The sequence below is a fragment of the Vibrio sp. 10N.239.312.D08 genome (genome assembly GCF_041466145.1).
GTDB lineage: Bacteria > Pseudomonadota > Gammaproteobacteria > Enterobacterales > Vibrionaceae > Vibrio > Vibrio crassostreae_C.
On the sequence record NZ_JBFSSD010000041.1, the window covers coordinates 20,765 to 33,217 of the forward strand.

The following is a 12,453-nucleotide window of genomic DNA, read 5'->3' on the forward strand; positions in this document are numbered from 1 at the left end:
AGCGGTTAACTTATCCCTAAAGTTATCCACCGTTTTTGTGGATAACTGTTGATAACGTTCTTGCTAAGTTGCGCAAACCCTTTGTTTACAGGGACTAACCGCTGTTCATTAAATCGGCATTATTGGGTAATTAGTTTTAAAAAATGCTAAAAACAGTGGAATCTAAGGTGCGATATTTTTTACTTATGCTACCGGTTGGTTAAATAAAAAACGGTCTAAAGCGACGTATTATAAATAGTGCATGACTAAGTATAAATAATCTCACTTTTAGACCGTTTTAAGCGCTTGGCTAGATCTCGCTAACGACTAGCCAAAATCCTTGTTTACTGGTGCCAACAAACGTTTGATTAAGCTATTCACTACCGCGGCTAATGTGATGAACGTTAGCACCGGTAGCGCTATCCACAACATCGGGTGAAGTGAAGGTTGTAACTCAAAACCAAAGTTCATCACTCCTGCCACGCTGAGCTCAGAACCAAGGGCTGCAATTGAGCCTGCGACTAACGCCATTAAACCGTACTCACACCAAATAGTATTGAGAATTCGCTTCTTACTCGCGCCTAATGTTCGATACAAGCGTATCTCTTGTTGTCTTTGAGATAAGCTCAATCGCAATAGAGTGAAGATAAGCAACAGCCCCGCCACCACACCTAACGCCGCAAGTACGGTAATCGACCAAACAATCTGCTTAAGCAACTCTTGGATCTTGCTACCCATCTTACGAATATCCATCAAACTCACGGTTGGATGATTTCGAGAGAGTTCGTTGAGCATCTGATTGTGTTGTTCTTCTAATCTGAAGCTCACTAGCCAAGTAGAAGGGATTGAACTCAAGACATCTGGAGTAAAAATGAAGTAGAAGTTCGGCTTCATTTCTCGCCACTCGACTTTGCGGATGCTATTCACCTTGGCAGAAACATTCTGGCTGTTGATTGTGAATGACAGCTCATCGCCAATCTTTAGATCCAGTTGCTCCGCGACATCCGATTCCACAGATACGCCATGCTCTTGTGTCCAGCTGCCTTCTAATACTTCATTGTACTTAGGTAAGCTATCTCCCCAAGTGAAGTTGATCTCACGGCTTAGTGCGTCTGTTTCTCCAGAGGTATCACTGTATTCCGATGCTTCGACACCGTTTATCGTCGTCAGTCGTCCTCGGATAATTGGAAACGCTTGAGTACGCTCTACTTCGTTTGCATCAATCGTCTCGAGATAACTGTCTTTTTCATAGCTTGCAATGTTAAGTGCAAACGCATTCGGTGCGTTCTCGGGTAAGGTTTGTTGCCAATCTGACAGTAAATCACTTCTTACCAACCAGATGATAGACAGCAACATCAGTGAAAGCGCTAAAGAGCCAAATTGAATCCCAGTTGCTAAAGGTGTGCGATTAATTCGACTCAATGCCAAACGCATCGATGTCGATGTCGGCAACTTACTAACTAAACGCAGAACAAGCGTACTGACGACCGCAAGCACTAAGAACAGGCAAGCGATACCCGCTAAAACTATCCATACCAATAGATTGTCGCCATACATCAGCATCATTGGAATAATCGGTACCAGTAACAACAAATATTTCTTGTAGCTTTCATTGGACTGGTGACTTGATTGGATAACGCTGATTGCCGAGGTGTTGACCAAGCCAATTAACGGGATACCAAGAGCAGGAACACCAATTAGGATGCTTGATAAAATCGCCAAGATTGCAGGTTCAATACCATAGCTAGGAAGTGGCGTTGGTAATAAGTCGCCCAGAGGTATACGAAGCAAAAACTCCAAGCCGATACCGATGGTTATTCCCAGTACTGCACCGATAACCACTAACAAAGATACCTGTACAGACAACCATTTAACGATCCACTGCTTGCTTGCACCTAAACTCTTAAGCATCGCGATGGTTTTACGACGACTCGCAACATAATGTTGGCAAGTGAGTACCAAAGTGGTCGCAGCCATGATCACTACGATAGCTACCGTTAGTGATAAGTATTGAGTGGTGCTTTCGAACATGTCGTTGGTACGACTGGCTGAGTCTTGTGTACGCCAGCGGTCACTTGGTGTCAGTTCGATACTGTCTTGTGCGGCTTTGAGTTTCGATTCATCACCATTTAAAAACAATCTAAAGCTAACGCGACTGCCCGGTTGAATCGCTCCCGTGGCATCGATATCACTTGTATGAATCAGCACAGCTGGCATTTGTTGGAATGGGTTAAAGCTTAAGCCTGGTTCTTGAGTGATTCGTCCAGTTATCGCTAAATCGGCATCACCAATAGTGACATTGTCACCAATTTCAACCTCTAACTGTGCAAATATACGCTCGTCTAGCCAAAGTTCACCCGGCTCAACATGGTTACTTGATGCTTTATCAGCGCCCTCTAAGATCATTTCACCGCGTAATGGGTAATTACTTTCAACTGCTTTTACCGTCACTAACTGCATTGAGTTATCACTGAATGCCATGGTTGAAAAACGAGTCAACTGAGATCTTTCTAATTGTTCAACTTGAGTGAGGTCTAACAAGGATTGCGGAATTGGGTTTGCTGAGATAAACACGCTATCAGCAGTAAGCGCATCTTTGCCCTGTTTAACAATTACCTGCTCCATACGTTCGGCCAACGCCGACAATGCAAATACACAAGCAATAATAAGCGTTAAAGCGATTGAAACTGGCCACAACTGACCGTGTCGAATCTCTTCGATACTCCATGAAAACAGGCGTTTATTCAGTCCGTTTGATGAATTCAATTTAGACTTCCTCTATCTGACCGACATGCATCTTAAGTGTTCTTTGGCAACGTTGTGCAAGCTTAGGATCGTGTGTCACCAAAACTAACGTTGTGCCATGGGATGAGTTCAATTCAAACAACAACTCGACAATTTTGGCAGCAGTTTGTTGGTCTAGGTTGCCTGTGGGTTCATCGGCAAAAAGAATTTTTGGCTTAATCATAAATGCGCGCGCCAACGCGACCCTTTGTTGCTCACCACCCGATAGTTGAGACGGTAAGTGATCAAGCCTGTCTTTCAAGCCTACTGATTCAAGCAGAGCAGTCGCGCGTTCGATGTCTTCGTCTGCTCCCTTCAACAAACAAGGTAACGTGACATTTTGCAGCGCAGAAAGGCTTGGAATTAACAAGAAGCTTTGAAATACAAACCCTACCGATTCACTGCGGATCTTAGCCCTTGCCTCATCATCAAGCTGTGAAAGTGGCTGTCCTAATAAACTGATTTCGCCTTTCGTTGGTACATCAAGACCAGCTAACAGCGTCATTAGGGTCGATTTACCTGCACCAGACGTGCCTACGATCGCGACCGTTTCGCCTTCACGAATATCGATATCGACGTGCTCTAGGATTGTTAAATGTTCTTGATTAGTAGACACTGTCTTCGAAACAGCTTCTGCTTTAATGATGGATGTATGCATGACTCGACTAATTTCCTTTTTATTCTTTATTTTATTTTCAACCGCTTCTTTGGCTCAAGATACCCGCTTAGATTCTAAGTTACTGGTCCTTGGTGATAGCCTGAGTGCTGGTTACAACATGGACATCAAACAGAGTTGGCCAAGCCTGTTACCAGACGCGTTAGCAAAGCATGACAAAACGGTAACCGTGGTTAACGGGAGTATTTCTGGTGATACAACGGGCAATGGTTTAGCCCGCCTACCACAATTGCTTGAAGAACATGCTCCAGACACCGTTCTTATCGAACTTGGTGCGAATGATGGACTTCGTGGTTTCCCACCTAAGCTGATGTCTGCAAATCTTGAGCAGATCATTGAGCAGATAAAAGCTGCGGGCGCCAAACCTATAATGATGCAGATTAAAATCCCACCAAATTACGGAAAGCGTTACAACCAGCAGTTTGAATACGTTTTTGCAGCGCTTGCTGATCAACAAAACGTGCCACTTTTGCCGTTTTTCCTAGAGCATATCATCCTCAAACCTGAGTGGATGATGAACGATGGACTGCATCCAAAACCAGAAGCTCAACCTTGGATTGCTGAATTCGTCGCCGAAGAATTATATCAGTATCTTTAAGTTTTAATGGTCTAGCTCAATAAATTTTACACAGCTTTACGTTAGCCTGAGTGCATATCACCGTTAACTGTAAGGTTATTTATGCTGATCGAACCTGTTATCAAGGGTGTGGTAGCCAAAAGCGCTCACCCTCTTGGCTGTCAAGAAGCCGTAAAGCAACAAATCAAGTTTGTTAAGAGTGCGCCGCAAATCAAAGATGGCCCTAAACGAGTACTGATTATCGGCGCTTCCTCAGGCTTTGGCCTTGCCGCTCGTATTGCCCTTACCTTTGGCGGCGCAAAAGCTGACACTATCGGCGTCTCATTCGAGCGCGGTCCAAACGAAAAATCCCTAGGTAGTGCTGGTTGGTACAACAACATCTACTTCAAAAAAGAAGCCGAACGAGAGCAACGCACTGCTATCAACATCGTTGGCGACGCATTTTCGCAAGAAACACGCTCACAAGTTGTCGAAGCCATTGAAACCTACTTCGAAGGTGAAGTCGATCTCATCATTTACAGCTTAGCCGCAGGTGTGAGACCAAAACCAGACTCCGATGAATTTTGGCGCTCAGCTATTAAACCGATTGGCGAAAGCGTTACTGGCGCGACGATTTCCCTTGAGCACGACGACTGGGTGACCAACACGCTCGACGCTGCAACAGAAGAAGAAGCTGAAAGTACACTCAAAGTGATGGGTGGTGAAGATTGGGAAAACTGGATAGACGAACTGATCAACGCTGAGTCTATTGCTCCGGGTTGTAAGACGATCGCCTTCTCCTATGTTGGCCCTGAAGTGACGCACCCTATCTACTTAGACGGTACTTTAGGTCGCGCTAAGATCGACCTTCATCAAATCAGTCATGCATTAAACCTCGAACTAGCTAACTTCGACGGCAACGCTTACGCGGCAGTATGTAAAGCCCTAGTCACTAAAGCGAGCGTTTTCATCCCTGGATTAAGCCCTTACTTACTTGCTTTGTATAAGGTGATGAAAGAGAAAGAGACCCACGAAGGTTGTATCCAACAAATGCAGCGTCTGTTTGGCAGTAAACTTTATGGTCAATCCAAAGTACCACTTGATGGTGAGCGATTGATCCGTATGGATGATTGGGAATTAGACCCAGAAACCCAAGCGCACGTAACTGAACTGCTAGAAAAGATGGACGAAAATAACTTCCAAACCTTAGGGGATTACCAAGGGTTTAAAGAAGAATTTCTACAATTAAATGGGTTTGCTCAACCATCGGTAGATTATAGCCAGAAACTTAATACAGAAGATTTTATAAAGTTAAAGCCTTAATCTAAAATTATCTCATTACTGAGACCCGGATTCACATTTGAAAACCTCTGCATAATTGCGGAGGTTTTTTCGTGCAACATTTCTTATACTTAGTTAACGTAAGATTCACAGTTTTCTTTGGTTCATCATAATTAACACAGGATGTGTTGATGCATTTAGCATAATTGACTCGGAGTCATATGAAGAAAATAAAAACTCTCGATTTAGATATCCCAGACGATATGGAGCACGGTTGGCAGAATATTGTCGACCTCTTAGCTCAAATTACTCAAGTGCCCGCAGCACTAATCATGCGTGTTCACGCCAATTACATTGAAGTTTTTTCAACCAGTCGTAGCGAGAACAACCCATACAACAAAGGTGATTCTGAAACGCTGGGGAATGGGCTGTACTGCGAAACAGTGATGGAAACTCAACGACAGCTTCTTGTGCCTAACGCGCTTGCCGATCCTAAGTGGGACAACAACCCAGACATCAAACTCGGCTTAGTCTCCTATTGTGGTATTCCATTACTTTGGCCTAACGGTGAACTGTTTGGCACCATTTGTATCTTGGACTCGAAAGAGAATCACTACACCCCTACTTATATCAAACTGTTAGAGAGCTTTCGGACTTCGATTGAATCTCAGCTTAAAACCCTATTCCAACACGCCAAGCTTACCCAAATGAATCGCGACCTAAAAAACCGCGTTTACAATCGCACTAAAGATCTCGCGAGCCTTAATTACTCGTTGAATCAAGAAATTGATAAACGAAAAGCGGCTGAACAGAAGATTAACTTCCAAAAGAATCACGACCTCGGCACCGGCTTTTTAAACCGAAACGCATTTGAATCTCGCTTAAACCACAAGCTACTGTCACAGAGAAGGCTGACAGACAGCTCATTTGCAGTCGTTCATATTGGTTTTACCAACGGTAGACGCATACAAGCACGCTACGGCTATAACGCGTTAGACCAAGTGCTTGTTGAATACCGAAAACGCATCGACTGTATTTCTGATATCGATGTATTAACTGCACGCCCTACTTCGGTTGACCTCGTATTGGCGTTTAGCGTTAAAGATTTACACCATCGCCTTGAAGAACTTTGCCAGACGCTCGTTAAAGTTGGTCATTCAGAATTCGACATCGAAAGTGACAAAGTGCATTTGCACGCGTTTATTGGGATTGCAATTACGAACGACGAAGATGACGCGGAAAGCATTCTGCAGAAATCTTCTGAAGCGATGTTAGCCTGCAAAGATTCAGGACAAAAGTTCGCTTACTACTCTCAATCCCATACCGAAGAACAAACTCACATTAATAAGATCGAAGGCTATTTGCTTCAAGCCGTTCGTAATGATGACCTTATGCTCTACTTTCAACCCAAAGTTAGCCCGTTGACGCATCGCTGGGTCGGTGCTGAAGCTTTGCTTCGTTGGCGACATCCTGTTTTGGGTGATATCTCTAACGAAACCCTGATCCACATGGCTGAACAAAACGGTTTGATTTTCGAAGTGGGCAGCTTTGTTTTACGCAATGCGATTGAAAAAGCCAAAGAGTGGTCCGAATACGTTGAAGATTTCAAGATGGCTGTGAATGTGTCTGCAATTCAACTCAAGAACGTACACTTTGCGGAACAAGTGGTTCACCTACTCGAAACCTATCATTTAGAGCCTCGTTTCTTAGAACTTGAAGTTACGGAGAGTGGACTGATAGCAGATGAAGTGGTTGCCAAGAATACCTTGGGATCTTTGCACGATATTGGCGTTACATTGTCACTAGATGACTTCGGTACGGGCTACGCCTCCTTCAGTTATCTGAAGAAGTTCCCATTCGACACCATTAAGATTGATAAGAGCTTTATCGACCAAATGCTCAACTCACACGAAGACTCGGAAATTGTTCGTTCTATTGTCCAAATTGCCAAAAAGCTCGACTTAAAAGTGACGATTGAAGGCATAGAAACGGAGGTTCAGGAGCAATTTATTATTAACGAAGGCTGCGATGTGGGCCAAGGTTACCTTTACGGAAGACCAATGCCGAGCCAAGAATTCGAACACAGCTTAATCAATCAAAACTATTTGGGGACAACTCGTTACGCTTAAAGCGAAAAAGAGCAGTTAGTTTTGGATTTAGGCCTACTTTCTCTTTACTCTAAAGGTGGTGATTTTTATAATCGCCGCCTTTCTGTTTTTATCTTTCCCCTTATATAGGCATTCCTCGTTATGGATCAGTTGACTGCAAAGCTTAAAAAGCTCGAAAAACAAAACTACCGTGCATATCAACAAATTAAAGGTCAATACGACTTTGCTGATTTTGAATTACACATCGACCACATCCAAGGTGACCCATACGCGTCAGCTTCTCGTTTTCGCGCAACACGCGCCTGGTCGTTAACAGGGTTAGATTGGCTGAAAGAAAAATCTTACGAATACCAAGTAGCCGCTCGTGACTTTATCGCACGTAGCTTCTCTGAGTTCGCGAAACAAGAGTCGACCGTTTCTATCGCGCTGACGGGTCAAACCGTATTAGACAACACAGCTGTTGTATTCACAGACCACGGCATCGAAATTCGTTTCCGTATTAATTTACCAGCTGATGGTCGTAGCATTCTTGCTAAGAAAGCGAACAACATCATCACTTTCTACTTACCGAAGTTTATTCGTCGCGCGACGCTTGAGCGTGAGTTAAACATCGATGCAATGATCAAACATTGTGAAACGATTGAAGACCAAGAAGCGCTGCGTGCTCAATTGGATGAAAACAACCTAGCCGCTTTCGTTGCAAACGGCAGTGTGTTACCTCGTATCGCGGGTAACTGCGACCTTCCAATGAAAGACGCGGTACCTTTCGCGGCTCCAGAATCATTGAGTGTTACGTTAAATACTCCAAACCAAGGTGACGTGACCGGCCTAGGCATTCCAAAAGGCATTACGCTGATCGTTGGTGGTGGTTTCCATGGTAAATCGACACTGTTGAACGCCGTTGAACGTTCTATCTACAACCATATTCCTGGTGACGGTCGCGAAGGCATTGTAACTGCGATTGATACGATGAAGATCCGCGCTGAAGATGGTCGATGTGTGCACAGCTTGAACCTGTCAAACTACATCAACCATTTACCAATGCAGAAAGACACATCTGACTTCAGCACACAAGATGCGTCAGGTTCTACGTCTCAAGCGGCTTGGTTACAAGAATCGATTGAAGCCGGCGTTCAAACTCTACTTATCGATGAAGATACGTCAGCGACTAACTTCATGATTCGTGACGAGCGTATGCAAGCGCTAGTGTCAAAAGGTGATGAGCCAATCACACCACTTGTCGACCGCATTGGTCAGCTTCGTGAAGAGATGGATATCTCTACCATTGTTGTAATGGGTGGCTCTGGTGATTACCTAGATGTCGCGAACACTGTGATTCAAATGCACGACTACCAAGCGGTAGATGTGACTGAAAAAGCAAAAGACGTGATTGCTCAGCACCCTACTCAGCGTACTAACGAATGTGAAACTGCTTTAGAAACGTTTGTACCGCGTTCATTGAACCGTGCTTCACTGATGAACATTCTGACTGACGGTAAATTCCGTGTTAATGCTAAAGGCAAAGAGTCACTGCGTTTTGGTAAAGAGTTTGCAGACCTTTCTGCGCTTGAGCAATTAGAATCACCGTCTGAAGTGAATGCGATCGGTTGGGCTTGGTTCCAATTCGCACAAACTCCAGGTTGGTCAAACAACCCTGCTAAAGAGTTTAACGCTATTTTAGAAAACGAATGGCACGCTAACATGCCTAACTACGGTGACCTAGCGAAACCAAGAACGTTAGATGTGATGGCTGCTCTGAACCGTATGCGTAAATCTCAGTTCAAGCCTTCGAACTGATTTCGTTAAATATCGGATTTATTGTGCTTCTAGGTTTTTGAAGTTTTAATCTTCTAATTTACTAAAGCTTCTAAGCCACTAAATAAGCAAATTAACCTTCTACGGCTCTCATTCTGAGGGCCGTAAATTTATCTAACCTCTTTTGACCTAACCTCTAGTGTCGTCAAAACTCTTGAACTTTATAAATTCATAAAACCAATCTTTACATCAATTACTTATCATCTTTTGTAATGAGAAAATTAAAGGCACTGTTTACCGCCATCTAATGCTGTCGATCCCTCAAAACATGACACAGCTTTTACAAAACCCTAGTGATATTCAGATAAAGTCCCGATTCGACAAGTGTAACCAAATGTAACAGACCCTTGAGGCTTCAATGAATCATAAACGCGTTAAGATGCGTGACCATAAAATCGAAGTGAACCTATTCAAAAACCGCGTAATCGTCGCGTTTTGTGGGATCTTGATGTTCACTCTTGTCTTAGTCGGCAATCTATACCGACTTCAAGTTGAAAATTTTAAAAGCTATCAAACTCGTGCCGATGGCAACAGAATCAAAGTATTACCTATCGCCCCTACTCGTGGACTTATTTACGACCGTAACGGCGTGTTGCTTGCAGAGAACAAGCTTGTCTTTGATCTAACCATGATTCCTGAGCAAACCGATGATGTCGATGCAATGCTCACCAAGCTAGACAAATATGTCCCCCGTGATGCAGAGCAGATCGCTCGTTTCAAAAAACGCTATCATAACACCCGCCGTTTTAAATCTGTGACTATTCTAGAGAACTTAACGGAGGAAGAGATCGCCAAGTTCTCCGTGCACCAGTACCAGTTCCCCGGCTTATCTATCGATACCAGCTTAAAGCGTTTTTACCCGAATGGTGAGGTGCTTACCCATGTTCTTGGTTACGTGGCGCACATCAATGATAGCGATCTCAGAAAGCTTGAAGAACAAGGGATAGAAGCGAATTATCAAGCTACAACAATCATAGGAAAACTGGGTGTTGAACGTTATTACGAAGATATTCTGCACGGCACCAAAGGTTATCAAGAAGTCGAAGTAAACAGCCGTGGGCGAATAGTCCGAACCATTGAGTACGTGCCGCCAGTAGCTGGTAAAGATATCGTGTTAAATATTGACCTTGAGCTGCAAAAATACGTCTTTGAGCAACTTGATCACCGAACTGGAAGCGCGGTTATTCTCGATCCGAAAGACAACAGCGTGTTGGCGATGGCATCAAGCCCGAGTTACGACCCTAACCTATTTGTCGACGGCATTTCGAGTAAGAACTACCAACGTTTATTGAATGATCCGGCTCACCCGTTGGTTAACCGCACCACTCTAGGCGTTTATCCTCCTGCCTCAACCGTTAAACCATTTATGGCTGTGGCAGGACTGCAAGAACATGTCATCTCTGAAGATACCATCCGTAACGACCATGGCGTTTGGAGAATTCCTGGCTCTAAACGAAACTCTAAATCGTGGCGTGACTGGAAACGTTGGGGTCACGGACCTGTCGATGTCACTCAAGCCATTGAAGAGTCGGTAGATTCATTCTTCTATCAAACCGCTTTCGATTTGGGTATTGACCGAATTTCAAGTTGGATGAACCGATTTGGATTTGGTGAACCGACAGGCATTGATATCTATGAAGAAAGTACCGCCAACATGCCGACTCGAGAATGGAAGATGATGCGTTATCGCACCCCTTGGTATCAGGGTGACACAGTTCCGATTGGTATTGGCCAAGGTTATTGGACATCGACACCTATGCAACTTGCTAAAGCAACGTCAGTATTGGTTAATCATGGTAAGGTGATGCCACCTCATATCTTAAGAGCCACCTTAGATCATGGTGAAGATTTCAGTACACAACAACTTGTCGAACCGGAGCCAATGCCCTCAATCACCGAAGTGCCGGATAGAATTTGGGATGTACCAATCAACGCGATGCGACTCGTGAACCACGGAAGTAGAGGCAGCGGCAGACGTGCATTTAAGGGAACTGACTATACGAGCGGCGGAAAATCAGGAACTGCACAAGTCTTTGATCTTGCGAAAGATCAGGTCTACAACTCGAAGAAACTCGCTAGGCATTTACTTGACCACGCGCTTTACACGGCTTTCGCACCGTATGAACACCCTGAATATGTCGCAACTGTGGTCATTGAACACGGTAACGGCGGTTCAAAAGTCGGTGCGCCTTATATCCGTAAAGTACTCGACTATGCCTTTGAACATAAAAGTGGCGAGAGCAAAGATCACTCCTAACACCAATAACTTAAGTCGCTACAGCACATAACGTAGTTACCCAAAACATAACGTAATGACGACAAAGCCCCACTTGTATCACTCACAATGTGGGGCTTTCCGTTTTAGGGTTCTGAGCAATTAGACAGCTAGAAATGCCTCTCGATTATGAGCTTCTTAATACATGCCATGCTTCACAGAGCGTCTGAAATTTTGCGGTGTTGCCTTCGTCTCTGTCCGGATGCCATCTCAATGCCAGTTGTCGCCAACGTTTTCTAATTTCATGGTGTGTCGCGCCTAAAGGTAACTCAAACAGGTTCAATGCTCGACTTCGATCCATATCGAGTTCATCACCACCCACATACTTTCTATACCGAGTCCAAAATTCGTTCAACAGCCTTTTGACTTCACCTTCATCCGCTTCATAGTTAACCCAATTAATGTAGTATTCTCGAAGTGGGTCTTGATGATCGATGCTGTGACTGCTTCCGTGATAACGACCATTCATCAATTCGATGTCCATCGCTTGGACTTGGAGCCAACCATCTGGGTGTAAGGTTTCTTGAAGCTGATAAAGCGCATTCATGATAAGGAAGTTATTTTTAAACAACTCTTTCTCAGGCACAGCATCCAACACTGGCACAAACCCAAGATCGTTCAGATGAGCTGCCAATGTGTGTACTTTCCATCCGCTTGGCTTTTGCTTAAGCACTTCCATTATCGGCCAAAGCAATGGGTTTTCCATATGGCAATGAAAGTTTGCTCTCACATCTTGATAATTCGACATAGTTGACTCAGTTAGCTTCTCTGAATTAATGGATTTCTAGAACTGTGGATACTATAAGTAACCTGTTTCGCATCCGTTGCGTATCTTCTTTAATTGAAAGCGATTTTCTAAGATTTGTCGAGCTTAAGGACAAACAACTTTCTAACGTTTGGCTTAAAGGCACCTTTTATCGTAAAAACTGAGTACCATTTCGTTGAATGCAACCATTAGGGCGTGTTGACCTTTCGCGGT

At 44.0% G+C, this 12,453-nt stretch carries 8 protein-coding genes; 5 read left to right on the forward strand and 3 right to left on the reverse strand.

Annotation, left to right across the window (positions count from 1 at the left end; all coding sequences use genetic code 11):
* Window positions 1-306: 306 nt before the first annotated feature.
* Both AB6D58_RS18685 and AB6D58_RS18690 read right to left on the reverse strand, forming a co-directional pair.
* Window positions 307-2,745 (reverse strand): ABC transporter permease, encoded by a 2,439-nt coding sequence (locus tag AB6D58_RS18685; protein WP_136978589.1) that lies wholly within the window; start codon window positions 2,743-2,745, stop codon window positions 307-309.
* Window position 2,746: 1 nt separating this feature from the next.
* Window positions 2,747-3,421 (reverse strand): ABC transporter ATP-binding protein, encoded by a 675-nt coding sequence (locus AB6D58_RS18690; protein WP_017067780.1) that lies wholly within the window; start codon window positions 3,419-3,421, stop codon window positions 2,747-2,749.
* On the opposite strand from AB6D58_RS18690, the gene AB6D58_RS18695 reads away from it, so the two are divergent.
* The 5 genes from AB6D58_RS18695 to mrdA all read left to right on the forward strand — a co-directional run bounded on the left by AB6D58_RS18695 (window position 3,420) and on the right by mrdA (window position 11,456).
* Window positions 3,420-4,037 (forward strand): arylesterase, encoded by a 618-nt coding sequence (locus AB6D58_RS18695; RefSeq protein WP_017060079.1) that lies wholly within the window; start codon window positions 3,420-3,422, stop codon window positions 4,035-4,037. The two genes, AB6D58_RS18690 and AB6D58_RS18695, sit on opposite strands and share 2 nt — an antisense overlap.
* 81 nt (window positions 4,038-4,118) lie before the next feature.
* A complete protein-coding gene (fabV, locus tag AB6D58_RS18700; RefSeq protein ID WP_372158031.1) occupies window positions 4,119-5,318 on the forward strand; it encodes an enoyl-ACP reductase FabV in 1,200 nt (399 codons plus the stop codon).
* Between the two features lie 179 nt (window positions 5,319-5,497).
* The gene (locus AB6D58_RS18705) at window positions 5,498-7,405 is read left to right on the forward strand and encodes a GGDEF and EAL domain-containing protein (RefSeq protein ID WP_017060077.1); all 1,908 of its coding nucleotides are present in this window, start codon (window positions 5,498-5,500) and stop codon (window positions 7,403-7,405) included.
* Between the two features lie 120 nt (window positions 7,406-7,525).
* Window positions 7,526-9,181, forward strand: a complete 1,656-nt coding sequence (locus AB6D58_RS18710) for an ABC-ATPase domain-containing protein (RefSeq protein ID WP_017060076.1) — start codon at window positions 7,526-7,528, stop codon at window positions 9,179-9,181.
* Window positions 9,182-9,557: 376 nt separating this feature from the next.
* On the forward strand, window positions 9,558-11,456 hold the full coding sequence (gene mrdA / locus AB6D58_RS18715; RefSeq protein WP_102478747.1) for a penicillin-binding protein 2: 1,899 nt from the start codon (window positions 9,558-9,560) through the stop codon (window positions 11,454-11,456).
* Window positions 11,457-11,601: 145 nt separating this feature from the next.
* Here mrdA and AB6D58_RS18720 read toward each other — a convergent pair whose 3' ends face one another.
* A complete protein-coding gene (locus AB6D58_RS18720) occupies window positions 11,602-12,222 on the reverse strand; it encodes a DNA-J related domain-containing protein (RefSeq protein WP_372158033.1) in 621 nt (206 codons plus the stop codon).
* Window positions 12,223-12,453: the final 231 nt, after the last annotated feature.

Coding starts and splice junctions, on each gene's coding strand:
- fabV (WP_372158031.1), top strand. CDS start 4,119: ATGCTGATCGAACCTGTTATCAAGGGTGTGGTAGCCAAAAGCGCTCAC.
- AB6D58_RS18720 (WP_372158033.1), bottom strand. CDS start 12,222: ATGTCGAATTATCAAGATGTGAGAGCAAACTTTCATTGCCATATGGAA.
- AB6D58_RS18695 (WP_017060079.1), top strand. CDS start 3,420: ATGACTCGACTAATTTCCTTTTTATTCTTTATTTTATTTTCAACCGCT.
- AB6D58_RS18710 (WP_017060076.1), top strand. CDS start 7,526: ATGGATCAGTTGACTGCAAAGCTTAAAAAGCTCGAAAAACAAAACTAC.
- AB6D58_RS18705 (WP_017060077.1), top strand. CDS start 5,498: ATGAAGAAAATAAAAACTCTCGATTTAGATATCCCAGACGATATGGAG.
- mrdA (WP_102478747.1), top strand. CDS start 9,558: ATGAATCATAAACGCGTTAAGATGCGTGACCATAAAATCGAAGTGAAC.
- AB6D58_RS18690 (WP_017067780.1), bottom strand. CDS start 3,421: ATGCATACATCCATCATTAAAGCAGAAGCTGTTTCGAAGACAGTGTCT.